This window comes from Streptomyces sp. NPDC025638 (assembly GCF_055558775.1).
Genome location: NZ_JBVHLX010000010.1, coordinates 50,737 through 75,289, shown reverse-complemented (window position 1 = coordinate 75,289; position 24,553 = coordinate 50,737). Strand labels below are relative to the sequence as shown.

The 24,553-nt window shown below is 71.7% G+C and carries 18 protein-coding genes and 1 pseudogene; 13 read left to right on the top strand and 6 right to left on the bottom strand.

Features of this window, described 5'->3' with window-relative positions; genetic code table 11:
- Positions 1-35: 35 nt before the first annotated feature.
- The 3 genes from ACZ4EG_RS25175 to ACZ4EG_RS25165 are packed head-to-tail and all read right to left on the bottom strand — an operon-like array spanning position 36 to position 2,753.
- Positions 36-836: an amino acid ABC transporter ATP-binding protein gene (locus ACZ4EG_RS25175; protein WP_467792184.1), complete on the bottom strand. Its 801-nt coding sequence runs from the start codon at positions 834-836 to the stop codon at positions 36-38.
- Positions 833-1,762: an amino acid ABC transporter permease gene (locus tag ACZ4EG_RS25170; protein WP_453560042.1), complete on the bottom strand. Its 930-nt coding sequence runs from the start codon at positions 1,760-1,762 to the stop codon at positions 833-835. Before ACZ4EG_RS25170 ends, ACZ4EG_RS25175 begins: the two co-directional genes overlap by 4 nt.
- A gap of 31 nt (positions 1,763-1,793) precedes the next feature.
- Complete coding sequence (locus tag ACZ4EG_RS25165; protein ID WP_453560039.1) at positions 1,794-2,753, bottom strand: ABC transporter substrate-binding protein; 960 nt, start codon at positions 2,751-2,753, stop codon at positions 1,794-1,796.
- A gap of 557 nt (positions 2,754-3,310) precedes the next feature.
- Between ACZ4EG_RS25165 and ACZ4EG_RS25160 the strand changes: the two genes are divergently transcribed.
- From ACZ4EG_RS25160 to ACZ4EG_RS25145, 4 genes are all read left to right on the top strand, one after another.
- Positions 3,311-4,534: an NAD(P)-dependent malic enzyme gene (locus tag ACZ4EG_RS25160; RefSeq protein ID WP_453560037.1), complete on the top strand. Its 1,224-nt coding sequence runs from the start codon at positions 3,311-3,313 to the stop codon at positions 4,532-4,534.
- 189 nt (positions 4,535-4,723) lie between these two features.
- Positions 4,724-5,689, top strand: a complete 966-nt coding sequence (locus ACZ4EG_RS25155) for a zinc-binding dehydrogenase (protein ID WP_467792183.1) — start codon at positions 4,724-4,726, stop codon at positions 5,687-5,689.
- 135 nt (positions 5,690-5,824) lie between these two features.
- Complete coding sequence (locus ACZ4EG_RS25150; RefSeq protein WP_018571396.1) at positions 5,825-6,034, top strand: helix-turn-helix domain-containing protein; 210 nt, start codon at positions 5,825-5,827, stop codon at positions 6,032-6,034.
- The gene (locus ACZ4EG_RS25145; RefSeq protein WP_467792182.1) at positions 6,034-6,591 is read left to right on the top strand and encodes a Clp protease N-terminal domain-containing protein; all 558 of its coding nucleotides are present in this window, start codon (positions 6,034-6,036) and stop codon (positions 6,589-6,591) included. Before ACZ4EG_RS25150 ends, ACZ4EG_RS25145 begins: the two co-directional genes overlap by 1 nt.
- 59 nt (positions 6,592-6,650) lie before the next feature.
- On the opposite strand, the gene ACZ4EG_RS25140 is transcribed toward ACZ4EG_RS25145, so the two are convergent.
- A complete protein-coding gene (locus ACZ4EG_RS25140) occupies positions 6,651-7,715 on the bottom strand; it encodes a PadR family transcriptional regulator (RefSeq protein WP_467792181.1) in 1,065 nt (354 codons plus the stop codon).
- Position 7,716: 1 nt separating this feature from the next.
- Positions 7,717-8,802 (bottom strand): DUF4097 family beta strand repeat-containing protein, encoded by a 1,086-nt coding sequence (locus tag ACZ4EG_RS25135; protein WP_467792180.1) that lies wholly within the window; start codon positions 8,800-8,802, stop codon positions 7,717-7,719.
- A gap of 152 nt (positions 8,803-8,954) precedes the next feature.
- Between ACZ4EG_RS25135 and ACZ4EG_RS25130 the strand changes: the two genes are divergently transcribed.
- A complete protein-coding gene (locus ACZ4EG_RS25130; protein ID WP_467792179.1) occupies positions 8,955-9,812 on the top strand; it encodes a hypothetical protein in 858 nt (285 codons plus the stop codon).
- A 51-nt stretch (positions 9,813-9,863) separates the two neighbouring features.
- Here the strand turns inward: ACZ4EG_RS25130 and ACZ4EG_RS25125 are convergent, their stop codons facing one another.
- Positions 9,864-10,043 carry a DUF6104 family protein gene (locus ACZ4EG_RS25125; RefSeq protein WP_003992906.1) on the bottom strand — a complete coding sequence of 60 codons (180 nt, stop codon included), beginning with the start codon at positions 10,041-10,043 and terminating at the stop codon, positions 9,864-9,866.
- Positions 10,044-10,511: 468 nt separating this feature from the next.
- Here ACZ4EG_RS25125 and ACZ4EG_RS25120 point away from each other — a divergent pair.
- The 8 genes and pseudogenes from ACZ4EG_RS25120 to fxsT form a co-directional block, all read left to right on the top strand.
- Positions 10,512-11,006 (top strand): annotated as a pseudogene (locus tag ACZ4EG_RS25120) (CU044_2847 family protein); the annotation flags it as partial.
- Between the two features lie 689 nt (positions 11,007-11,695).
- Positions 11,696-13,741, top strand: coding sequence for a VMAP-C domain-containing protein (locus ACZ4EG_RS25115; RefSeq protein WP_467792178.1), 2,046 nt, complete (start codon positions 11,696-11,698; stop codon positions 13,739-13,741).
- Positions 13,742-13,883: 142 nt separating this feature from the next.
- Positions 13,884-14,900 (top strand): AAA family ATPase, encoded by a 1,017-nt coding sequence (locus ACZ4EG_RS25110; RefSeq protein WP_453560018.1) that lies wholly within the window; start codon positions 13,884-13,886, stop codon positions 14,898-14,900.
- Positions 14,901-14,907: 7 nt separating this feature from the next.
- A complete protein-coding gene (locus ACZ4EG_RS25105) occupies positions 14,908-18,306 on the top strand; it encodes an SAV_2336 N-terminal domain-related protein (RefSeq protein WP_467792177.1) in 3,399 nt (1,132 codons plus the stop codon).
- Positions 18,307-18,347: 41 nt separating this feature from the next.
- Positions 18,348-18,548: an FxSxx-COOH cyclophane-containing RiPP peptide gene (gene fxsA, locus ACZ4EG_RS25100; RefSeq protein ID WP_467792176.1), complete on the top strand. Its 201-nt coding sequence runs from the start codon at positions 18,348-18,350 to the stop codon at positions 18,546-18,548.
- A gap of 139 nt (positions 18,549-18,687) precedes the next feature.
- Entirely contained in the window at positions 18,688-19,884 is a 1,197-nt protein-coding gene (locus tag ACZ4EG_RS25095; protein WP_467792175.1) for an FxsB family cyclophane-forming radical SAM/SPASM peptide maturase, read from the top strand.
- Positions 19,884-21,347, top strand: coding sequence for an aKG-HExxH-type peptide beta-hydroxylase (locus ACZ4EG_RS25090; protein ID WP_467792360.1), 1,464 nt, complete (start codon positions 19,884-19,886; stop codon positions 21,345-21,347). Before ACZ4EG_RS25095 ends, ACZ4EG_RS25090 begins: the two co-directional genes overlap by 1 nt.
- A gap of 140 nt (positions 21,348-21,487) precedes the next feature.
- On the top strand, positions 21,488-24,499 hold the full coding sequence (gene fxsT / locus ACZ4EG_RS25085) for an FxSxx-COOH system tetratricopeptide repeat protein (RefSeq protein WP_453560008.1): 3,012 nt from the start codon (positions 21,488-21,490) through the stop codon (positions 24,497-24,499).
- The last annotated feature ends 54 nt before the right edge of the window (positions 24,500-24,553 follow it).

Below are 24,553 nucleotides of genomic sequence, written 5' to 3'. Positions count from 1 at the left end.
CGGGAATCCCGTACCGCCCTTCTCGCAGCGGAGTGTCAGAGGACCTTGGACAGGAACGACTTCGTCCGGTCGTGCTGCGGGTTCGTCAGGACGTCGCGCGGGTGGCCGGACTCGACCACCATGCCGTCGTCCATGAACACCAGCGAGTCGCCCACCTCACGCGCGAAGCCCATCTCGTGCGTGACGACGATCATCGTCATACCGTCCTCGGCCAGGTCCCGCATCACATCGAGGACCTCGCCGACCAGCTCCGGGTCGAGGGCCGAGGTCGGCTCGTCGAAGAGCATCAGCTTCGGCTGCATCGCCAGCGCGCGGGCGATGGCGACACGCTGCTGCTGACCACCCGAGAGCTGCGCCGGGTAGTGGCCCTTGCGGTCGCCGAGGCCCACCCGGTCCAGCAGCCGCTCGGCCCGCTCCCGGGCGACCGCCTTGGTCTCGCCCTTGACCTGGACCGGAGCCTCCATGACGTTCTCCAGAGCCGTCATGTGCGGGAAGAGGTTGAAGCGCTGGAACACCATGCCGATGTCCCGTCGCTGCGCCGCGACCTCCTTCTCCTTCAGCTCGTAGAGCTTGTCGCCCTTCTGGCGGTAGCCGACCAGGTCACCGTCGACGTACAGCCGGCCGGCGCTGATCTTCTCCAGGTGGTTGATGCACCGCAGGAAGGTGGACTTGCCGGAACCGGACGGGCCGATCAGGCAGAACACCTCGCGCGGGTTCACCACCAGGTCGATGCCCTTGAGGATGTGCGCCAGACCGAAGGACTTGTGCACGCCCTCGGCCTTGACCATCGGCGCACCGCTCGTCGGCTGTGCGATGTCCTTGCTCAGACCGGTCATCGGGCCACCTCCGGGCGGCGGAAAGAACCGAACAGTCGGAGGTTCTTCTTCAGGCGCTGGAACGGGGTCGGCGGCAGGTTCCGCGTCGAGCCGCGGGCGTAACGGCGCTCCAGGTAGTACTGGCCGACGCTGAAGACGCTGGTGAGGATCAGGTACCAGATCGACGCGACGAAGTACATCTCGACGACCGCCAGTGAGGTGCTGGAGATGTCCGTGGCGCGCTTGATCAGTTCATTGAACTGTACCGCGTAGGCCAGCGACGAGGTCTTCAGCATGTTGATGAACTCGTTGCCGGTGGGCGGCACGATCACCCGCATCGCCTGCGGCAGGACCACCCGGCGCAGTGTCTTGCCGCTGGTCATGCCCAGTGCGTGGGATGCCTCGGTCTGCCCCAGGTCGACCGACTGGATGCCGGCCCGGACGATCTCCGACATGTACGCGGCCTCGTTCAGACCGAGGCCCAGCAGCGCCGCCAGGAACGGCGTCATGACCTGGTTCATCTCGTCCTTGTAGAACCCCAGGTTGAGAATGGGGAACACGAGGGAGAGGTTGTACCAGAGCAGCAGCTGCACCAGCACCGGAGTGCCGCGGAAGAACCAGATGTACAGCCACGCCACGGTGCTGGTCACCGGGTTCGACGACATCCGCATCACCGCGAGGATGACGCCGAGCACGAGGCCCAGCACCATCGCGAGCACCGAGATGTACAGCGTGTGCCAGACGCCGGACAGGATGGTGGCATCCGTCAGGTAGTCCGGGATGATGCTGTAGTTGATGTTCGCGTTGGAGAACGCGAGACCGATCAGCACCAGGACGGCGACGACGCCGACGCCCGCCACCCAGCGGCCGTAGTGGCGCACCGGGATCGCCTTGATCTGCTCCGGCGGCACCGTTGACGCCGGAATCTTGTCGACCTTGTCAGTCACAGAGACAGCCCTTCAGTCTTGCTCGGGCTGCTCAAGAGCCGCCGTTGATCTTCGCCTCGGTGACCGCGCCCTGCGTGACGTTCCACTTCTGGAGGATCTTCTGGTACTCGCCGTTCTTGATGATGGCGCTCATGGCGGCCTGCAGCGCGTCGCGCAGCTGGGTGTCCTTCTTGCCGACCGCGATGCCGTACGGACCGGCCTCGATCTGGTCGCCGACGACCTCGAAGTCCTTGCCGCCGCCGGAGGTCTTGGCGTTGTAGGCCGCGACCGGGAAGTCGTTCAGGTCGGCGACGGACGCGCCCTGCTTCAGACGGAGCAGCGCCTCGGGGTCGGTGTCGAAGGTCTGCAGCGTGATGGCCTTCTTGCCGTCCTTGGTGCACTTGGTGCTCTGCGCCTTGGCGATGCCCTCGGACGTGGTGCCGCGCTGCAGGGCCACGACCTTGCCGCACAGGTCGTCCAGGGACTTGATGCCCTTCGGGTTGCCCTTCTGGACGAGGATCGAGGTGCCGGCGGTGAAGTAGTCGACGAAGTCGACGCCGTTGCCGACCTTCTTGCCGCTGTCGGAGTCGATGCCGTTCTGGCGGTCCTTCGTGTCGTTCATCGCCGACATGATGACGTTGGAACGGCCGCCCTGCAGACCGACGATGAGCTGGTCGAACTTGCCGTTCGTGAACTGGAACTGCACGCCCAGCTGCTTGCCGAGGGCGTCCGCGATGTCGGGGTCGATGCCGACGGCCTTGCCGTTCTCCATGTACTCGACCGGCGGGTAGGCGATGTCGGAGCCCACCTTGATGACGCCCGCCTTCTTGATGTCCGCGGGGAGCTTGTCGGCGAGCGGCGCCGCGGCGGAGGACTTGGTCGAGCCGCCGTCGCTGCCCTTGTCCGTCTGGTCACCGCAGCCGGTGAGGATCAGGGCGCCAGCGACCGCGATCGCACCGACCGCGGCAGTACGGGTGCGGGCGGTCGTACGACGGGTGGAGCTTGCGGTCATGGTTGGTTCCTCCGGCGGAAGGGGGTGGAGATTGCCGTTAGGTCGACGAGAACACACACCTTCGGGTGTCGCGACCTCTTGGGTTTACGGCATCTTGCCATTCGGACTGCGCTATTCAGGGGACTCGCTATGTCAAAATCGGATAACGGGTGACCCCCGAACCGCGTCAGGTCGGCACATCAAGCCGGACCGTCTGCGGAAATCCCTGGTGCCGGCCGAAATTCCTTCGGTGCATCTCACTATGTGGTCGGTGCTTGCCCGGACGTTCCCCGACGTGCGATGGGGCGCTCCATCTCGCCTCGACGTCGCCTCGATGTCATCAGGCCGTGACCTTCTAGTCCCGTGATGTGACCTTGCACCTAATGGACTCGTCGTCGGCCCTGTCCGTCGGGTAAGAAGGTTCTTTACACCCCTCATCCGGGGCTCAGGGCGCGTGTGCGGCGCGCCCGTCGCGTACGACCCGTACGTATCAGGCAATCGGGTCGTATGCGGTCCCGCCCACTCTTCACCAGGAGTGGTCAACCCTCAAACCTTGAATATTTAAGGGGTAAAACGAAGTGGCAGCGGAGATCGTCAATCCTCGCAGCGACAACAGTACGGAGCAGGACGGCGGGGCCGAGCCCCTCGATTCCTTCGATCCGGCGTTCGCGCTGCACCGCGGCGGCAAGATGGCTGTGCAGGCCACCGTGCCGCTGCGCGACAAGGACGACCTGTCCCTCGCGTACACACCCGGCGTCGCGCGCGTGTGCACCGCGATCGCGGAGCAGCCGGACCTGGTCAACGACTACACGTGGAAGTCGTCCGTGGTCGCGGTCGTGACCGACGGTACGGCCGTCCTCGGGCTCGGGGACATCGGCCCCCAGGCCTCTCTTCCGGTGATGGAGGGGAAGGCGATCCTTTTCAAGCAGTTCGGCGGCGTGGACGCCGTCCCGATCGCGCTCGACTGCACCGGCGTCGACGAGATCGTGGAGACCGTCGTCCGGCTGGCCCCGTCCTTCGGCGGGGTGAACCTGGAGGACATCTCGGCACCGCGGTGCTTCGAGATCGAGCGCAAGCTCCAGGAGCGGCTGGACATCCCGGTCTTCCACGACGACCAGCACGGTACGGCCGTCGTGACGCTGGCGGCGCTGCGGAACGCGGCGCGGCTGAGCGGGCGCTCGATCGGTGACCTGCGCGCGGTGATCTCGGGTGCCGGCGCGGCCGGTGTCGCCATCGCCAAGATGCTGGTGGGGGCCGGCATCGGGGATGTCGCGCTGGCCGACCGCAAGGGCGTCGTGTCGGCCGACCGGGAGGACCTGACGCCCGTGAAGCGTGAGGTCGCCGGGTTCACCAACAAGGCGGGCATCAGCGGTTCGCTGGAGGACGCGCTGGCGGGCGCCGACGTCTTCATCGGCGTCTCCGGCGGTACGGTCTCCGAGGCGGCGGTGGCCTCCATGGCCAAGGGTGCCTTCGTCTTCGCGATGGCCAACCCGAACCCCGAGGTGCACCCCGACGTCGCGCACAAGTACGCGGCGGTCGTCGCCACCGGCCGGTCGGACTTCCCGAACCAGATCAACAACGTGCTGGCGTTCCCCGGGATCTTCGCGGGCGCGCTCCAGGTGCGGGCCTCCCGGATCACCGAGGGGATGAAGATCGCGGCGGCCGAGGCGCTGGCCGCGGTCGTCGGCGACGATCTTGCCGCCGACTATGTCATTCCGTCGCCGTTCGACGAGCGGGTTGCTCCGGCGGTGACCGCGGCGGTCGCGGCTGCCGCGCGGGCCGAGGGCGTTGCCCGTCGGTGACGCTTGGAATGGCCCCGTCCGTTCGGGCGGGGCCATTTTTTTGCCCACCCGCCCGGCCGTCCGGGTGATTCCGAGGGTGTTGTCGCCCCGGGGACCGGCGCCCCCGGGCCCCCCGCCGTTGCGCAACAGGGCATGTGTCACAGCGGGCCGTGGTTCCGTCCGGCCGATCGGGAACCTATCGTCGAGCCCATGTTCGCTGTCTACGCCGCCCGAATCGACCGCGACCAGCCGCTCTCCGGCCTTGAATTGGGGGAGCGCCCGGCCCCCGAGGCCCGCCCCGGCTGGAGCACCGTCAAAGTCAGGGCCGCCTCCCTCAACCACCACGACCTCTGGTCCCTCCGCGGCGTCGGCCTCCCGGAGGAACGGCTGCCGATGATCCTCGGCTGCGACGCCGCCGGCGTCGACGAGGACGGCAACGAGGTCGTCCTGCACTCCGTCATCGGCCAGAGCGGCCACGGCGTCGGCCCCGACGAGCCCCGCTCGATCCTGACCGAGCGCTACCAGGGCACCTTCGCCGAGCAGGTCGCCGTACCGACCTGGAACATCCTCCCCAAGCCCAAGGAACTCTCCTTCGAGGAGGCCGCCTGTCTGCCCACGGCCTGGCTGACGGCCTACCGGATGCTCTTCACCAACGCCGGCGTACGGCCCGGGGACTCCGTCCTCGTGCAGGGCGCCGGCGGTGGTGTCGCCACGGCCGCGATCGTGCTCGGCAAGGCTGCGGGGCTGCGGGTCTTCGCCACCAGCCGTGACGAGGCCAAGCGCAAGCGTGCCCTGGAACTCGGCGCCGTGGAGGCGGTCGAGTCGGGGGCGCGGCTGCCCCAGCGGGTGGATGCCGTCATCGAGACCGTCGGCGCCGCCACCTGGTCCCACTCGGTGAAGTCGCTGCGTCCCGGCGGCACGATCGTCATCTCCGGCGCCACGAGCGGCGACCGTCCCTCGCACGCCGAGCTGACCCGCATCTTCTTCCTGGAACTGAAGGTCGTCGGTTCCACGATGGGCACCAAGGACGAGTTGGAGGACCTGCTCTCCTTCTGCGCCGCCACCGGTGTGCGTCCCGTCATCGACGAGGTCCTCCCGCTCGACCGCGCCCGTGAGGGCTTCGAGCGGCTGGAGTCCGGCGACCAGTTCGGAAAGATCGTGCTCACCAACGGCTGATCGTCGAGCGGCTGATCGCCGCCGCAGTCCGCCGACTGCCGCCTCGGTACGACGGCCGGTCCGGTTTCCGGGCCGGCCGTCGGCATTTGTCAATCACGGTTGACGCGAGGGGTCCCGTCAACTTAGGTTGACATCATGACCGAAGCAACGGATCTCGCCGAGCGGGCCGGAGACCGCGATCCACGGGTCGGGCTGCGTGCCGTCGCCGCACTGCGCAGGCTGCTGGAGCAGCTGGAGGCGGTGCAGGTGCGCAGTGCCCGCAACCAGGGCTGGTCGTGGCAGGAGATCGCCGCCGAACTCGGCGTCAGCAGGCAGGCCGTGCACAAGAAGTACGGGAGGCAGTGATGTTCGAACGGTTCACGAAGGATGCCCGTGCCGCCGTACAAGGTGCGGTCGCGCATGCCGAGCGGCTGGGCGACGAGAGGGTGGAGGAGTCCCATCTCCTGCTCGCCCTTCTCGAACGGGAGGGCAGCCGGGGTTCGTTCGCCCTGGCGTCGCTCGGGCTGTCGGCGGGGCGGCGCGAGGGAGTGGCGCGCGCCCTGGCCGAGGCCCGGCGCCGCGGCGGGCTCTCCCGGGCCGACGCGGATGCGCTGTCGGGACTGGGGATCGACATCTCGGAGATCGTGTCCCGGGTGGAGGAGGCCCATGGGGAGGGGGCCTTGGCGGCCGGGCGGAAGGGATCGTTCGGGCGGCGGCCGTTCAGCCGGGGTGCCAAGCAGCTGTTGACCCGGTCCCTTCGCGTCGCCCTCGGGCACCGTGACCGCCACATCGGCGACGAGCACCTCCTCCTCGCCCTGACCTCGTGCCCGAGCGTGGCCGCCGAGGCGCTCGCCGAGCACGGGGTGACGCACGAGTCCCTGACCCGCGTGCTGTACGGCGGGGGAGAGGCGAAGGCGGGCTGACGGCCGCCGCCCCGGCAGCGCGCCCGCCCTTCACGGCGGGCGCGCTGCCGGACAGGCGCTCAGACTTTCGGCCCGCGCAGTATCGCGCCGATGTGTGCCGCCGCCGTCGACAGATGGCGCCGGGCGTCGCGGAGCTGGTCGGCCGTCACACCGTGGTCGCGGGCGGCGTCGCGGATGTCGTCCCGGAAGCGGTCGAGGAGACGGTCCAGGTCGCGCACCGGGTCACCGGTGGTGTCCTCGTGGGCCCAGGCCGGTTCGTAGTCGGCCGGGAAGTCCTCGGGGGCCTGTGTGTACTCCGGCTCCGGTGCGGACCTGCCGGTGGCGGAACCGGCCCCGGCCCCTGTCCCGGGCCGTCCGAATCCCAGGTCCTTGCCGAACTCCTTCCCGAACTCGCCGAATTCCTTGGCCAGTTCGGTCAGACCCTCGCGTACCCCCGTCGGCCAGTCGCCCCGCGCGAAGTGGTCCTGCACATGGTCCTGGACCCGCCGGGCGATGCGCTGCATCTCCTCCTGCGCCTGGGCCCGGGCCCGGTTCTGCGCCTCCTGGGCCTGGCGGCGGGCGCGCTGGGCCTCCTCGCGGGCGCGGCGGCTCTCGTCCTTGGCACGCCGGGCCTGCTCCTTCCACTCCTGCTTGACGCGACGCATCTCCTCCTTGGCCGCCCGCCAGGCCTCCTTGTCGCCCAGGTCGCCGTAGTCCCCGGAGGGGCCGTGTTCCCCGGTGCCGGTCCAGGTGCCGTGCCGGGCCTCGGTGGCGGCCGCGCGCACCTCACGGCGCAGGTCGCCCGCCGCGCCGCGCACGTCGGCCCGGATCTCGGCGGCGAGTTCCGCGACCGACTCGCGGATCTCCAGCTCCAGGTCGGCCAGTTCGCCGCTGCGATCTGCCAGTTCGGCGCGGCCGGCGTCCGTGATGGCGTACACCTTGCGGCCGCCCTCGGTGGTGTGCGTGACCAGGCCCTCGGCCTCCAGCTTGGCCAGACGGGGGTAGACGGTGCCCGCCGACGGTGCGTACAGCCCCTGGAAGCGCTCCTCCAGCAGGCGGATCACCTCATAGCCGTGGCGCGGGGCCTCGTCGAGCAGCTTGAGCAGATAGAGGCGGAGGCGGCCGTGGGCGAAGACGGGAGGCATGTCAGAGCACCTTCTTGTCGGTCGTGCCGTCGGCCGGGGCGTCGTCGCTCGCGGAGTCGTCCGGGCCGGAAACGGAATTCTCCCCCAAGTCGCCCTGTGTTCCGGCCGCCGGGGCGGTCGCCGGGGTGGTCCCCGGGTCGGCCGCCGCGGTCGGCGTGTCTGGTACGGCTTCGGTCGCCGTACCGTCCGTCGACGGGTCCCCCGTCCTCTCGGCCACGGCGTCGGAGACGAACTCCGCCTCCTCGACCGGCGGTTCGGCGTCCCACGCCTCGTCCTTGTCGTCCCTCGGGGGGCGGCGCAGCAGGGCGATCGAGCCGGAGACCGTGGTGGCCCTGAGCCTGCCGGTGCCCGCGCCGAGGCGGCCGGTGATCTTGTGGGCGCCCCACTGGCCGTGGACCCGCAGGCCGTCGAAGGCGTTCGAGATGGTGCCGCTCGCCGTGTTCGCCTCGACCTCGGCGTCCGCCGGGTGCGGGAGCCTTATGGCGATCTCGCCGGAGACGCTGGTCAGTCTGACGTCCGTCGGGCCGTCCGGGTCGAGGTCGATGATCATGGAGCCGCTGACCGAGTCGGCGCGCACGGAGGAGCCCGAGCCGTCGACGACGGTCAGGTCGCCGGAGACGGAGTTGAAGCGCAGGTCACCGGTGACGGACTGGGCCTCCAGGTTTCCGGACACCGTGCTCGCGCGGACCGGGCCGGAGAGGGCGACCAGCGTCGTGTCGCCCGTCACGCCCTTGACCTCCGATTGGCCGCGGATCCCCGAGACGACGGCGCCGGCTCCGACCACTCCGACCTCCACGCGGGTCTGCGCGGGGACCGCGAGGGAGACGACCGCGCTGCGCCGCCAGCCCTTGCGGTCGAGCCATTTGAGGAAGCCCTTCCAGGGCAGGTCCTCGTACGCCACCGTGAGTGTGCCGCCCCCCTGGGTGACCAGCAGGGGTGGGCCCTCCATGTCCGAGATCTCCAGATGCGCGGCACCCTGGTCCGTGCCCATGACGTTGACCGCTCCGTTGACGATGCGTACGTGCAGCTCGCTCACCGGATCGTCGAAGGTGAGCTTCGTGGGCTCGGCGACGGACCACTCGGACATGGTGCTGACCTCCTTCACGGGACGCGACACGCCATATCGCGTCTTCCGTAAAACACGATATATCGCGGCCGTGGAAAGTCAAGACACTCGTTCGCGTGATCGGCGATGCCTCATATCGGGCGTGACATGGATGAATTGCCTAGCGTGTGACCATGTCGACGGATGGGTTTCGGGCCGGTTCACCGGGCGCTGCCGCCCCCGGTGCCCTGCTGCTCTGCCGGGCGGCACCGGACTCGGTCGCCCCGGCCGCCAACCTGCTGCGCGAGCGTCTGCTGCTCACCCGGGCCGGCGACGAATGGAGCGTGCTCGTGCCCGAGGGCACCCCGTGGCTCCACGCCGGTGAGCCGGTCGACCGTGTCGTGAACGGGTGGGCCGCGGCGCTGGCCGTCGGTTCGTCCTGGCCCGTGCTCGCGCTGTGGTGGGACGCCGACCGCGCCGGGTTCACCCTCGCGTCCGGCTTCCGCCGTCCCGTCGGCTACGTCTGGCTGGCCAACGGCACCCCGGTGGGGGAGGACGAGGCGATGAGTACGTTCGCCGCGCGGCTGGGGCTCGATCCCGTACAGGACGTGGCGTCCCTCGGCCTGCTGACCGGGGCGGACTCCGAGGCCGACGGCCGCGATCGGCTGCGCGGGCTGCTCGCCGTACTCACGCGCGCGGGAGTGGCTCTGCCCGCCGGGGTGCTCCCCGGCGAACCCGCCGACCGGCTCCACGAGGCCGCCCTGGTCCCGGCCGACGTGCGCCGGATCGAGGGGCTGGGGGTCGTGGCGGGCTGGCGGGAGGCGGTGCGAGCCGAACTGGAGGTGGTGGAGCGGGGGCGGCTGGCGCCGTGGCTGCCGTGGGCAGGGGATCCGCAGGCCCGTGCGCTCGCCCTGGCCCAGGTGGTGGTGGGCCTGCCGGTCATGGTGTGGGGCGTACGGCGACGCAGTGGAGGGTGGGTCACCGCAGGGGCGCTGCTGGTGGCGCACGGGGCGCTGGGTCTCGCGTACGAGCTGGTGCGCCCGCGCGACTGACCGGGGCCTTCCGGCTGACCGGGGCCTTTTGAGGCAGGCCCCGTCGGCTCGCTACTCGTCGTCCTCGTCGTCCAGGCGGGCCAGCCACGTCGCCAGGCGCTCCACCGGGACCTCGAAGTCGGGGTTCAGATCGACGAACGTACGGAGCTGCTCGGCGAGCCACTCGAAGGTGACCTCCTCCTCGCCGCGCCGCTTCTCCAGTTCCTCGATGCCTCGGTCGGTGAAGTACATGGATGGTGCTCCGGGGGAAGGAAGAGGCGCGGTTTCCCTTGGGGGAAGCCGCGAGGGACGGACAAGAAAAGGATAGGCGTACGGAACAGGACCTCCGTGGGCCGCCCGGCCCCTCGGCATGGGCCTTCCGGCCTGGCGGGAGGCGTTCTCCGCGAGTGCTCGTCTACGACGGTCCGTACCGCCGCGAGTGCCGTCGGCGGCCTCTGGCGCGGGCGGGGCACTTTTCGGCCTCGGTTCGGCGAAGGGGTAGGGCCCGGCTGCCGGGGGAAGGACTCTTTCCCTGCGGGAAAGGTGAGGTCTTCCGGTACGGGCAGTGAGGCCTTGCCGGACCAGCAGAACGGGAAACGACGAGGAGCAGGGGCGTAGGGAGCGCACGGCCTGGCAGAACCCGGGCTGGGCTCTCGTGCCGCGGACACCCCGGAGCCGGTCCGCCCAGCGGGCACCGGCGCGGGGGAACGGGGGATTCGTATGGGACAGGAAGTGACGCGGGTAGCGCGGATCGAGCTGCCGGACGGTACGCCGGTGTGGGCCCGGATATCGGGGGCCGAGGAACTGGCCGTGCCGCCGGGGGAGTTGTCGTACACGGACACCGGGTTCGCCGAGCGGGTGGAGGCGAGCGTCGAGAGCCTGCACTCGCTCGTCACCGGGGTCGCACGGTCACTGGCCGGTCCGCTGCGCGCGGTGCGGCCGGACGAGGTGAGCGTCGAGTTCGGGATCGAGCTGACCGCGAAGGCAGGCAAGGTCGTGGGACTGCTCGCGGACGGCGAGGCCAAGGCCGGCATCACGGTGACCCTGACGTGGAACGGCGGCGGCCCACCGGATCCCTCGTCCCCGGACCCCACCCCGGACCCGACTTCGCACCCGACCCCGACCTCCGGCCCGGACCCCACGCCCCCCGGCGCTGCCCCGATCCCGGCATCCACGGGCCCTGCCCCGTCTCCCGCTCCGGGTTCGCCGTCGGCGTCCGTGGGTCGCGTCCCGGTTCCGGTTTCGCGCTCGGCCTCGGAGGGCACAGGCCCAGCCACGGTCCCGGGGTCCTGCCTCGATTCTGTGGTCCCTGGCGTTGCGCCGGCCTCGGCGCCCGCAGGCCCGGCCGGCGTCACGGCGTCTCGCCCCGATCCTGTGGTTCCCGGCGCTGCCCCGACCCCGGCATCCACGGGCCCTGCCCCGTCTCCCGCTCCGGGTTCGCCGTCGGCGTCTGCGGGTCGCGTCCCGGTTCCGGTTTCGCGCTCGGCCTCGGCGCGCACAGGCCCGGCTGTCGTCACGGCGTCCTGGCCCGATCGTGTGGTCCCTGGCGCTGCCCCGACCCCGGCATCCCCGGCCCCCGCCCCGGCTCCCCCCTCGGGCTTGCCCTCACGGTGCGGGCCGGAGGCCGGGGGCCGGGCGGGGGCGGGCCACCCCGACACCCCCGCCCCGCACCACCCACACCCCACCCCCAGCACCCCCAGCACCCCCACCACCCCCGGCAACAACCCTGCACCCAACCCCGACCGCACCCCACGCGCGGGCGCGTCCACCGGCGCCCCGGTGCATGGGGGCGCCCGGGGGGCCGTCGGTGGGGGCGGGACATGACCGACCGGCACGACGGGGGCGCATCGGATGGGTTTCATGCCGCCCACCATGCTCTGCGTGAACTCGTCATGGCGGCGACCGTGCGCATTCATCGCACAGGTGTCGGGTATGCCCTGGACGAACCCGGCACCTTCCTCGGCAGTGGCTTCTTCATCGCGCCGAACTGGGTTCTGACCTGCGCACACGTCGTAGACGGAGGGGAGGGCGGCGAAGTGTCGGTGGTCTATGAGACCGGACCGGGCCAGGGACCGTCCGCCGTCCACGGGAGGGTCGCGGTGACCCTGCCCGAGCATGTCGAACGCCGGATGCCCGGCAGTTGGCCCGCCCCGGACCTCGCGCTCGTCCGGCTCCGTGAACCCGTCGACCACGACTGCGTCTACGTCTCCGAGCGGCCCACGGCGCACTACGGCGAGGGCAGGGTGTTCTACGCGGGCTGGACCGTGACCGGAGGTCAGCTGCAGATCCTGGACGGGTTCCTCTCCGTGCAGGGAACCATCGGCGGCTGGTCGGCGGGGGTGCAGATGCGGCTCGGGCAGAACGATCTGCCACCCGGTGTCTCGGGCGGGCCCGTGATCGACCCGGTGCGCGGCGAGGTCATCGGCGTACTGAAGTCCCGCGCCGACCACGGCACGGGCGGCACCTCCACGGGGATCGAGCGCCTGCGGACGTTACAGGTGCCGCCGGACGGGGTGCGGACCGAGCACGACGACGTCTACCAGGCCGTGTTCCACGCCCATGACCGCTACCACCGCGACCGGCAGCAGCCCTCCGACTCCCGCCGCCCCACCTGGGCCGACGTGCAGGGAGATCTCGGCACCCGCCCCGGCCGCACGCTCGGCCCGGACGAGCGCAGCGAGTTGCTCGGCCGGCTCGCCGACCTGCCGCCTGCCGCCACCACCCGCGGTCTGCTCGACCTCCTCGACTCCCTGCCGAACTTCCAGTTCCCGTCCCTGATGCCCGCGCCGCGCGGCTGGCGCGACGGCCTCGGCATGCTGTACGAGAACGCCCGGCACGACGGCGAGCTGAAACTCGTCCTCGACTACGCGATGCAGGTCATGTGCGCCGAGCGTCCCGCGACCCCCAGCACGCTGAAGGCCGAACAGGCCCTGTGGGACTGGGTGAAGAAGGCGTCGACGGGGCTCGACAGCGGTTACCGCAACGGCCTGGTCCGGCAGCGCGCCAAATGGCTGGGGCTGCGCCGCCGTCCTGCGACCGCACAGCTCCCCGCGCCGACGCCACCGGGGGAGCAACTTCCCGAGCACCCCCGGGACGCCGGGCCCGCACTGTCCGTGCTGCTCGAAGTGCTGCCCAGGGGCTGGGAGCCCGACCGCTGCGACTGGTCGGTCTGCGTGGCCCGCCCCGACGGCGACGTGACCCGTCTCCACGAGGCCGAGCGCACACCGCTGGACGACCTTCCGGCGCAGGTCGTCGCTCCGCTCGCGGAGGCCTTCCGCCGCTGTGACGAACCGGGGCGGCCCGCGGCCCTGCACGCGGCCCTGCCGCATCAGCTGCTCGGGCTGGCCGTGGACGAGTGGCAGGTGCGGCCGGACGGGCCCCCGCTGGGCGAGCAGCGGCCGGTCGTCGTGCGCTGTTCCGACCGCGACCAGCTGCCCGGTGACGGCGAGTTCGGGATGCCCGGCCCCGAGTGGGGCGAGGACGGCGACGAGGAACACGAGCGCCTGGACCGCTGGCGCCGGCTGCACACCCGTGACGCGCAGGCCGAAGTCCTCGACTGCGACGACGGAGTGCGCGAGCCGGTGCCGACCATGGACGAACTGCGCGGTCTGGGGCCCCGTACGATCCCGGTGCTGTGCCGCTACGGCGACCGGCGCTACGAGGACGACGGCGCCGCACTCGGCAGGATCGTGCACGCCGGCTTCGGCGTGGTCCTGTGGCGCCGCTGGCGAAGCCAACCGGACGCAGTGTGCGGGGAGTTCCACCGTGGAGCCAAGAAGGTCGTCGACGACGGGGACGGCGCGGCGTTCCTGCCCGACCTGGTGCACCGGCTCCGGGTGGATCTCCGCGCGGGTCTCGTCGAGGCCTACTGGGCCGACGGCATCGCGCTGTTGTACGACGATCCGCACCAACCCCTGCCCGGAACAGGCGATCTGCTGGAGGCTCCCTGATGCGACGCCCCCTGACCCGACGCCCCCTGGCGCGACGCGGCCCATGCCCCTTCCGGCCCCTTACCAGCTTTCCCGTGTGTCGATACCGTGATGCACGTTCGACGGCTGCCGTGGTGGTACGAGTGACGACGAGGACCGGACCATGACCGAATCCAGTGAGTGGCTCATCTACCGAGGCGCCGGGGAACCCCACGACGGAATGAGCCGGTTGCCTCCCCCGCCGCCCTGGCGGGACTTCGCCGGCCGGGACGCGGCGCGGGACGGCTCCCAGGACCGCAGGCTGGGCGCGCACCGGCATCTGGCGGAACTGCACCGGCCGGGCGCCGAGGAACTCGAAATGATCAACGCGGCGCTCTATCTGCGCCGCCCCCTTCTCGTCACCGGCAGCCCCGGCGCGGGCAAGAGCACGCTGGCTCATTCCGTGGCGTACGAACTGGGCCTCGGCGACGTCCTGCGCTGGTCCATCGTCAGCCGCTCCACGCTCCAGGACGGCCTGTACCACTACGACGCCATCGCCCGCCTCCAGGACGTGCAGATCGCCGCACAGGGAGGCTATGGCGCGGCGGCCGGCAGCCCCGGAGCCGTCGAGGCGATCGGCAGCTACATCCGCCTCGGCCCGCTCGGCACCGCCCTGCTGCCCTCCGACACCCCGCGCGTGCTGCTCATCGACGAGCTCGACAAGAGCGACATCGATCTGCCCAACGACCTGCTGAACGTGCTGGAGGAGGGCGAGTTCGAGATCCCCGAGCTGGAGCGCCTCGCCGACCGGCTGCCCGACGGCGAGGCGGAGGTGCTCACCGCCGACGGCACCAAGGTCCGCGTCCGCGACGGCCGGGTGCGCTGCCGGGCCTTCCCGTTCGTGGTCCTCACCAGCAACGGGGAACGGGACTTCCCTGCCCCCCTGATGCGCCGCTGCATCCACCTCGAACTGGGACGCCCCGACCACAACAGGCTCGCCACCTTCGTCCGTGCCCACCTCGGCGACGAGGCGGCGCGCGCGGGCGACGACCTGATCAGCCGTTTCCTGGAGCGCTCCCGCAGTGAACTCCTCGCCGCCGACCAGCTGTTGAACGCGATCTATCTCACCGACGCGGCGGCCCCGCCCAGCCGTGACCGCCTCGCCGACCTGCTCATCCAGCGACTCGACCGCCCGAGGTGAGGCGCTGATGCCCGACGCAGCGGCGCGACATGGCCCCGTCCAGCCCGGCAGCGGCCCCGAGGACGGGCCTGCGGGCGCGCCCGAAGCAGGGGGTTCCGCCGTGTCCGGCGGCGATCCGATCGCCGAACTGATCGTCCGGCTGCGGGAGATCGGGCTCGACCCGGACACCGAGGGGCTGTGCGACGCCCTGTGGCTGGCCGGCCGGACGCATCCCACGGGTGCCGCCGAGCCCGAGGACCGGGCCACCCGGCCGGGCGGCCCGGCGGCGGGGTACGGCGGCGAGCGGACCTTCCCGGACCCGGCAACCGCCACGGGCCGGCCCCCGACCCCGGACCGGGCCCCCGAGGCGCCGGAGCCACAGGAGTACGACGCGGGCGTCGACCGCCGTGTGGCCCTGTATCCCCTGCCGTTCTCCAGCGCCCCGCCCAAGAGCGGTCCGGGCCGGGCGGCACCCCTCCCCGTCGGGGTACCCGCTGCCCCCGCCTTTCCCGCTCCACTCGAACTCCAGCGCGCTTTACGGCCGTTGCAGGGCTACCGGAGCCCGGCTCCACCGCTGCGCTCGACGCTCGACGAGACGGCGACGGCGGAGCTGAGCGCGCGGGCGGGCGGACTCGTCATTCCCGTGTTCCGGGCCGTGCGCCGGGCCGACGCGCGGCTCCAGCTGGTGATGGACGCCTCCTCGTCCATGCGGGTGTGGGACCGCATGTTCACCGAACTGGAGCAGGTCTTCGCGCAGTTGGGCGCCTTCTGGGACATCGAGGTCAGTCATCTGCACCAGGGTCCGGACGGTGATCCGGCCGTCAGCCGCAGCCCCGAACCCCATGCCGCCCCGCTGCACTCCGTCGACCGGCTCAGCGATCCCACAGGACGCCGCATCACCCTGCTGGTCAGCGACTGCGCGGGCCCCCTGTGGCGGTCCGGCCAGGCCCACCGGCTGCTCCACCATCTCTCCCGGCAGGCCCCGGCCGCCGTGCTCCAGCCATTGCCCCAGCGCATGTGGAACCGCACCCGGCTCCCGGTGCTCTACGGCGAGTTGATGCGCGGCGAGAGCCTGGGCGGCGCCACTGCGCTGCGGGTGCGCACACACGCGGGAACGCCCACGGAGGCACGCCGCGGTGAGCTGCCCGTGCCCGTGCTGCCGCCCGAGCCGGTGGCCCTGGGAGCCTGGGCGCGGCTGCTGTCCGGGGCCGGCACCGGGCCCGTGGCCGGTGCCGTCGGCTGGGTGCGGGCCGACCAGCCGCCCGTGTCGGCGGGCCGTCCCGGCCGCCGTGCGTCCCCGCTCGAACTGGTCAGCAGGTTCCGCTCCACGGCCTCCCCGGCCGCGGGACGCCTCGCTGTCCATCTGGCGGCCGCCCCGCTCTGTCTGCCCGTGATGCAGCTGGTACAGCGGACCATGATGCCCGACTCCGGTCCCTCCGAACTGGCCGAGGTGCTGCTCAGCGGCCTGCTGGCGCGGGCCCGCGAGGAGCGCGCCCAGGACGGCGTCCAGTGGTACGAGTTCGCGCCGGGCGTGCAGGAGTCGCTGCTGTCGTCGCTGGGACGGGACGAGGCCCTGCTGGTGCTCAAGCACTGCTCGGAGTACATCGAGCAGCGCTTCGGCAAGGGCGGCCCCAACTTCCCGGCCCTGGCCCTCGCCCAGCTCGGCAACGGCGGCGGCGGGCGGCCGTACGCGCCCGGCGGATACCCGGCCGAGAACGGCGACAACGGCGCCGCGACTCCGGTCCCGCAGCCCTTCGCCGAGGTCGCCGCGCGGGTCCTGGAGCGGTTCATGCCGCTGCCGGAACAGTTCGCCCTGTACGGCAGCCGGGAGCGGGAGCAGACGGACCGGGGCCGCCCCGCGCACCCGGCCGTCGTCCGGGCCCGCACACTGGTCGAGCGGTTCGACCGCGAGGGCATGGTGCAGGACATCATCGACGCCGTTCAGCTGCTGCGCGGCGCCACCGAGCACGAACGGCCCGCGGGCCGGGACTCCGAGCTGTGGGCCGAGTACGCCCACTGCGTCCTGCGGCTGTGGGAGATGCAGGGCGGTGCGGAGCTGCTGCGCGAGGCGGAGACGGCCGCCGAGCGCGCGGTCGCCCATCCCCGCGCGGTGCGCGAACGGGCCGTACTGGCACGGGTGTTGCGGGCCGCGGCCACGGACCGCAGGCGCCACGGGGACCAGCGCGCCGCGCTTGAACTGCTGCGCCGTGCCGATCGTGAGTACGCCGTCGCGTGCGGGGCGCCCGACCTGGACGAGACGGAGGCGCTGCGGCTCACCCTGGAACGGGTGGGCGCCCTGGAGGCGCAGTGGCGGCTCGGCGGGGACAGCGCCCTGCTGCAGGGCGCGGTCGGCATGCTGGAGGCCTTCGCCGACGCCTGGCCCGACCGCCGCGGTCGTCCGCCCGAACTCCCCCTCGCGCACGGCCGTGTCCTGCTGCGGCTGTCCGGAGTGACGCCCGACCGGGAACAGGCCCGCCGGTACGCGGACCAGAGCGCGCAGTCGCTGCGCAGCGCTCTTGAGCACGACTCCGACACCGGCGAAGGGCCTCCGCCCGTCAGGGTCCTCCTCGATCTGGTCGACGCGCTCCTGCTGTCGGGCGGAGCGCTGGACGAGGCGCAGGCGCGGGTCGACGAGGCGCTCGCCCTCACCCGTGAACAGAGCCCGCGCTCGGCCCTGTTGGTGCGTGCCGGCCGTATCGGTGCGGCCCGGTACGACGAGTCGGGCGATCCGCGTGAACTCCAGGAGGCGGCCCGGCACTTCGAGCAGGCCGCCCAGCGGATGCCCCGGGACGAGTCGGCCCATGCCGATGTGCTCGCCGAGTGGGGCGAGGTACTGCTGCGCCGGGCCGCGCTGGAGAGGGGGTTCTCCGCCCAGGAGCCCCTGTCCCGGGCGATCCGGGTCCTTCGGGACTGCCGCACGGAGACGCCCGCCGGCAGCGGCCTGCTGGCCGGCCGTCTTCTCCTGCTGGGCCGGGCGCTGATGCTCAGGTACCGGGCCCGCGGCGACCGCGTCGATCTGCGCGAGGCCGAACATCTCCTCGGCCTCGCGGCGGCCGGCGCCGACGATCCGCTGCTGGCCGCGCGGTGCTGGCTGGAACTGGGGCAGGTCCAGTTCGAGGCGTACCAGAGTCTGGGCCGCCCGGCACGGCTGGACGAGGCGGTCGACGCGTTCCGGTCGGCCGCGGAGGCGGCCCGGGAGGCGGAACAGGACGTGGAGACGGACCGCCGCCGTCAGGAATCAGTCGAACTGGGTGCGCAGGCACACCACTGGCGGGGTATGACCTACGAGGCGGCCATGCGGCCACGCGCCGCCCGCGAGGCCTATCGGGCGGCCCGGGCGGAGTGGTCGAAGCTGCCGGACGACCACGTGACCACGAGTGAGCCGACGGCCGGTCAGACGGCACAGCGGCTGGCCGACCTGGAGTGACCCGGTCGTGGCGGGACGCCACGCGATGAAAGGGGGATGGGATGGACGTACGGGACGAGCCGCAGCGGCAGTCGGCCATGCGCCGGACCGAGGCGGAGGAGACGCTCCCGGACATGTCGGAGCTGAGTCTGTCGGAGCTGAGGACCATTCAGCACCCCGTGCTGCGCGAGGTGGTGGAGGATCTGCGCGAGCGGTCCACGCGGCCGAGCGAGATGCTCTGGGGCTTCAACAGTGCGCTCTGAAAACATGTAACGCCGGTCATTTTCGCCATTGAATCGGTCAACGTCGAACGATCTGCGTTTGTCGGGATCACCGGCCAGGGAAGGCGGTTCCGTACGAGCGGGGGCTCGCGGCGCGGACGTACGGCATGGGGGTGCTGGAGTGTCTGGAGAGGGCACACCCGATCCGGCAGCGGCACGCCGCATCCCCTTCCGGCAATTCGTCGTGAAGGTCCACGGCCGCTGCAACCTCGCCTGCCGCTACTGCTACCTCTACGAGGGCCCCGACCGGACCTGGCGCGACCGCCCCGCCGCGGCGCCCCCCGGCGTGCTGGACCGCACCGCCTCCCGCATCGCCGAACACGCCCGCGCCCACGGACTGACCGATCTCTCCCTGGTCCTGCACGGCGGAGAGCCACTGCTGGCCGGTGTGGCCACCCTCGCCCGGTTCACCGGTCTGGTACGCGACCGGGTCCCGGCCGGCTGCACGGTCCACGCCACCGTCCAGACCAACGCCACCCTGCTGACGGAGCGGCGCCTCGCGGCCCTGGCCCGCCACCGCATCCGCGTCGGCATCAGCCTCGACGGGGGCCTGCCCGCCCACAACGCGCTCCGGGTCCGCCCGTCCGGCCGGCCGTCGTGGCCCGACGCCTCGCGCGGTGCCCGGCTCGTCGCCGCCCGCTTCCCGGAGTCGTACGCCGGAATCCTCGCGGTCGTCGATCCCACCCTGGACCCGGTGGAGATGTACGAGTCTCTGGTCGCCCTGGGCCCGCCCGCCCTCGACCTGCTGCTGCCGCACGGGAACTGGTCGACCCCGCCGCCGCGCTGGGACGACTCGGGCACCGTGTACGGCGACTGGCTGTGCGCCGTCTTCGACCGCTGGTGGCAGGCGGGGCGCAGAGAGACCCGGGTACGGCTCTTCGAGGAGTGTCTCGCGCTGCTGCTGGGCCTGCCCGCGGCCACGGAGTCGCTCGGCCTCACCCCCTTCGACGCCGTGGTGGTGGAGACCGACGGGTCGATCGAACAGGTCGACTCACTGAAGTCCGCGTACGACGGGGCCGCACGGACCGGCCTCGACATCCACCGGCACACCTTCGACGACGCGCTGCGGCACCCCGCGGTGGCGGCCCGGCAGGCGGGCGCCGCGTCGCTCGCCGCGACCTGCCGGGCCTGCCCGCTGCTGAACGTCTGCGGCGGCGGCCAGTACGCCCACCGCTACCGCGCCGGGCACGGCTTCACCAACCCCTCCGTGTACTGCGCCGACCTGCAGCGCCTCATCCGACATGTGGCGGGCCGACTCCGTGCGGACACGGTGCGGGCCGCCCCGTCCGCTGCCTCTCGGGAAGGGGGCGTGACGTGATACTTCCGGAGGTCCCGGACCGGATCCTCCTCGAACTCGGCCGTACCGAAGGCGGCCCCGAGTCCCTTGCGTTCCTGGCCCGCGACCAGGACACCCGTCGGCTGCTCCTGCTGCGCGCGGTGCTCGACGCCGTGGCGGGAGCCGACCCGGCGCTGTGCCCGGCCGACGCCAGGCGGCGGCTCCTGGAGGACTGGGCGCTGCTGGAGGCGGCGGACGCGACCGGTGCCGCGGATGAGCCAGTGGGAGACATGTCGGTCACGAAAGGCGCGACGGGTTCACCCGCCCGGGTCCGTCTGCTCACCCCGCTGGTCGGCGCATGGGCCCAGCGGTGTCTGCGCGGTCTCGGCACGGACCCCGCACGGCCGGGCGCGCCGCAGCGGGCCCGCGAACTCCGGCGCGACCTGGGTCACTTCAGCGCACTGGCCGCCGCTGCCGCGGCCCGCGCCGGGCTTTCGTTCGCCGTACGGCTCACCGCCCGGGACGGACTGCTCGTACTGCCCTCCCTCGGGGCACTGCGCACGGCGGAGACAGGGGACACCTCGGTCGAAGTCGTCCACAGGGGCGGGCGGTTGACCATGCGGCAGCGGGGCGCGGCGGATGTCGTCGTCCATGTGGAGCGCGGCACGGGAGCCTGGTCCGGTGCCGCCGCCTGGACGCCCGCGTACGCACTGCCCGGCCTCACGACCGGCGCCCCGCCCATGCCGCTGGACGACCTCGACCCGTACCGTTGGGTGCAGGACAGCGTCCACCACCTCGGGCTGAGCGGTCCGGCGAGCCTCGACGACGCGGAGCGCAAGCGCTGGCTGCACTCCTGGTCGGGGACCGCGGTGGAACTCCGGCTGGGCGGCGAGCAGCGCCTCCTGGAGGCCGTCCGCCTGCTGCGCTGCCTCGTCCCGCTCGCCGCCCCGCCCGGCTCGGAGCCCGGCGACTGCACGGGCACCTGCAGCGGCACCCGGCGCGAGGCCTTCGGCGCCGTGCTCAGCAGCGCCCCGCACGGCCCCACGGTCCTGGCCGCGACCCTGGTGCACGAGCTTCAGCACACCAAACTCGTCGCCCTCAGCGAGGCGGTCACCCTCCACCGGGCCGATGGGCAAAAACGGTACTTCGCCCCCTGGCGCACCGATCCGCGCCCCTACGACGGTCTGCTGCAGGGCACTTACTCGCACCTCGCGCTGGCCGACTTCTTCCAGCAACGCGCGCTCACCCTCACGCGGCCCGCCGACCGGGAGGCGGCCTGGGCCGAACACGCCCGCTGCCGCGAACAGGTGGGCGCGGCGTTGCCCGCGCTCGTCGGATCGCCGGACCTGACCGTGCCGGGACGCCGGTTCGTCGACCAGATGGTGGCCGTCTACGAACGGCTCGACGAGCATCCCGCGCCCCGTGGCCACGCCGTACGGGCACAGGCCTATGTGACAGCGGCGCGTGGCTTGTTCTCGGCCCGTCGAACTCCGCCAACTGAGTGAAATATGTTGCCAGTTCGAGTGAAGATCGTTGCGCTTGCGGGAAGAGATGTGACCGAAGCGCGCGAGTACGACGGATACCTGTCAGCGCCTATCGCGGTGCCGCGCCGAGGTTCTAACATTACGTGCGGGGAGGCCGCTGCATGTCTGGAGTTCGTAGGCCGGTCGGGGCAGCCGACAAAGGGACCGCGAAGCCTACCGTCACGATCAGCTTCGCGGGATTCAACCGGGCCTGGGCGGCCTGGATCGCGGACCGGCTGGAGCGGCGTGGCCTGCGGGTCGTGTACATGCGCTGGGACTCCCCGGCCGAGGTCCCGCTGGTGGACCTGCTGCGTGACCTGAAACTCGCCGAGGGCCGGATCCTCATCCTCGTCAGCGAGTGGTTCTTCCAACTCGGCCCGCGCACCCACGAGGAGTGGAACGCGGCGCTGCGCGAGGTCGTGGCCCCCGACCCGTCCCGGTTCGCCGCCGTCTCGATCACCACCGCGTCCGTACCCACCGCCACCACTGTGCTCGCCCCGGCGCAGCTGACCAACATGGGCGCCGACGAGGCCGAACGGCGCCTGATCGACCGGCTCGGCCTGCCGACCGACCCGACGCCGGAGCCGGCCGAGGGCGAGCGGCGTGGCCCGCGCTTCCCGGCGTCCATGCCCGAGGTGTGGGGCGGCGTACCGCGGCGCAACACCCGCTTCACCGGACGCGAGCCGTTCCTGAACGACGCCTACCACCTGCTGCAGGGCTCCGAGCCGGGCGCCGGCGTCCTCACCCTGCACGGCATGTCCGGGGTCGGCAAGACACAGCTCGCCGCCGAGTACGTCTACCGCTTCGGCTCCGAGTACGACGTGGTGTGGTGGGTCAACGCCGAGGGCCGGGTGACCTACCGCCGGCTGATGGCCGAACTCGCCCCGAAGCTCGGCCTGTCCACCGGCGCCGAATACGGCGAGCGGCTGCGTGCCGTACGCGACTCGCTGCGCCGCGGCGACCCCTACTCCCGCTGGCTGCTGATCCTGGACGGCGCCGACGAACCCGACCAGATCTGGGACCTCGTCCCCACCGGGCCGGGCCATGTCCTGATCACCTCGCGCAACCCCGAGTGGAGCGAGCACAACAGCAAACTGCTGGAGGTGCCCGTCTACGCCCGCGACGAGTCGGTGGCCTTCGTGCGCCGCCGTGCGCCCAGGCTGAGCGAGGAGGACGCCGACCAGCTGGCCGAGGCGCTGGAGGACCTGCCGCTGCTGCTCGACCAGACCGCCGGCTGGCTCAACGACTCCGACCTGTCGGTGGAGGACTACATCGCGCTCCTGGAGGGCGGCATCGACGGGGACGTGGTCAAGGTCTCCGCGGACTTCCCCGTCGCCTTCCAGACAGCCTGGTCGATACTGCTGAACAAACTCCGCGAGACCGTCCCGGAATCCGTCGACCTGCTGCGCCTGTGCACCTTCTTCGCGCCCGGCTTCATCCCCGTACGGCTGCTGCGGGAGATGCCGCGCGAGGAACTGCCCGAACAGATCGCCGGGTTGCTCAACGACCCCCTCCTGTGGAACAAGGCGATCAACCAGCTCCGCCAGTACTCCGTCGTACGCCTGGAGTCGCACGAGGCGGCCGGCGACGAGTCGGTCTCCTCCGGCGAGTCGCTGTATCTGCACCGCATGGTGCACCAGATCGTGCACAAGGACATGCCCGACGAGGACCGGCGCGAGTTCATCGACGTGGTCCGCAGAGCCCTGGCCGCCGCCGACCCCGGCCGGGCCACGGACACCCGCCTGTGGGACGAGTACGCGGAGATCGTGCCGCACCTCAAGCACGCGGACGTGCTGAACAGCAAGGACCGGACCGTGCAGAACCTGGTCCTCAACTGTCTGCGCTACATGTACTTCACGGGCGAGTACCAGTCCGGCATGAAGCTCGGCGAGCGCGCCATGAACGCGTGGAAGTCGCTGCTCGGCGACACCCATCCGCGGATCTGGGAGCTGACCTACCACTACGCCAACCTGCTGCGCGCGGCCGGCGAGTACGGGCGCACCGAGGCCATCGAGCGCGTCGCCGTCGACCACCTCCGGGTGGAGCGCGGCGAGCTGGACCTGGACCATCTGCGCGCGGCCAACGGCCTGGGCGCCGACCTGTGGGGCCTCGGGCGCTACGACGAGGCACGGGAACTGTACGAGTGGCTCTACCCGGCCTACCGCGACCTGCTCGGCGAACAGGACTCGCGGACCCTCAACGCCCTGAACAACCTGGGCTTCGCGCTCAGGCTGCTCGGCCGCTACGGGGAGAGCCTGGAGATCGACCGGCGGACCATGGAGGCACGCCGTCAGCTGCTGAAGAACCGTCACCCCTGGACGCTCTTCTCCGAGATCCACTACGCGGCCAATCTGCGGCTGCTGGGCCGCTACACCGAGGCCGAGTCCGTCCAGGCGAAGAACGTGCGCGAGTACCGCCTCGTGATGGGCGCCGAGAACCCGCAGACCCTGCTGGCCGAGCACAACCTCGCCCTGTGCCTCTACCGCATCGGCGACCGCGGCAAGGCGGGTCCGATGTTCACCCGCGTACTGGAGCGCTATGAGCGCAAGCTCGGCGAGAAGGACCCGCAGACGCTGGCCGCGGCCGTCAGCCACAGCTGCTTCGCCCGCGAGCACGGCGACATCGACCAGGCACGGGAGACCAGCGAGTACGTCATCGCGCGCTACGAGGCCATGCACGCCGAAGGACATCCGTTCCTCGCCGGAGCCCGCACCAACCACGCGCTCATCCTGCGCAGCGTCGGCGAACGCGACCAGGCCCACGCCCTGATCGAGCAGTCGATGGCCGACATGACCGCGGCCGTGGGGGAGAACCACCCCTGGACCGTGGGCTGCGCCGTCAACGCCTCCGCCCTGCGCAACCTGGTCGGGGACACGGAGTCCGCGGCCGGACTCAGCAGGTCCGCCGCCCTGCGCGCCACCGAGATCCTCGGCCGCACCCACCCGCTGACCCTGACGGCCCGTATCGCCCACGCCGCGGATCTGCGCGGGCTTGGCAACCGCCGGGAGGCCGAGAAGACGGAGCAGGAGGCGCTGTCCGACCTCGCCGCCACGCTCGGGCCCCAGCACGTGCACACCCTGTCGGCACGCGCCCGCAACCGGCCCTACTGGGACTTCGAGCCCCAGGTGTCATGAGCGGCCCGGCACCCCGGACATGACCGAAGGGCCCGGCCCCGGAGTTCTCTCCGG

Bases quoted from the DNA above. Each gene is read 5' to 3' on its own strand.
- ACZ4EG_RS25175 (WP_467792184.1), bottom strand. From the start codon at position 836: ATGACCGGTCTGAGCAAGGACATCGCACAGCCGACGAGCGGTGCGCCG.
- ACZ4EG_RS25165 (WP_453560039.1), bottom strand. From the start codon at position 2,753: ATGACCGCAAGCTCCACCCGTCGTACGACCGCCCGCACCCGTACTGCC.
- ACZ4EG_RS25155 (WP_467792183.1), top strand. From the start codon at position 4,724: ATGTTCGCTGTCTACGCCGCCCGAATCGACCGCGACCAGCCGCTCTCC.
- ACZ4EG_RS25150 (WP_018571396.1), top strand. From the start codon at position 5,825: ATGACCGAAGCAACGGATCTCGCCGAGCGGGCCGGAGACCGCGATCCA.
- ACZ4EG_RS25145 (WP_467792182.1), top strand. From the start codon at position 6,034: ATGTTCGAACGGTTCACGAAGGATGCCCGTGCCGCCGTACAAGGTGCG.
- ACZ4EG_RS25140 (WP_467792181.1), bottom strand. From the start codon at position 7,715: ATGCCTCCCGTCTTCGCCCACGGCCGCCTCCGCCTCTATCTGCTCAAG.
- ACZ4EG_RS25135 (WP_467792180.1), bottom strand. From the start codon at position 8,802: ATGTCCGAGTGGTCCGTCGCCGAGCCCACGAAGCTCACCTTCGACGAT.
- ACZ4EG_RS25130 (WP_467792179.1), top strand. From the start codon at position 8,955: ATGTCGACGGATGGGTTTCGGGCCGGTTCACCGGGCGCTGCCGCCCCC.
- ACZ4EG_RS25125 (WP_003992906.1), bottom strand. From the start codon at position 10,043: ATGTACTTCACCGACCGAGGCATCGAGGAACTGGAGAAGCGGCGCGGC.
- ACZ4EG_RS25110 (WP_453560018.1), top strand. From the start codon at position 13,884: ATGACCGAATCCAGTGAGTGGCTCATCTACCGAGGCGCCGGGGAACCC.
- ACZ4EG_RS25105 (WP_467792177.1), top strand. From the start codon at position 14,908: ATGCCCGACGCAGCGGCGCGACATGGCCCCGTCCAGCCCGGCAGCGGC.
- fxsA (WP_467792176.1), top strand. From the start codon at position 18,348: ATGGACGTACGGGACGAGCCGCAGCGGCAGTCGGCCATGCGCCGGACC.
- fxsT (WP_453560008.1), top strand. From the start codon at position 21,488: ATGTCTGGAGTTCGTAGGCCGGTCGGGGCAGCCGACAAAGGGACCGCG.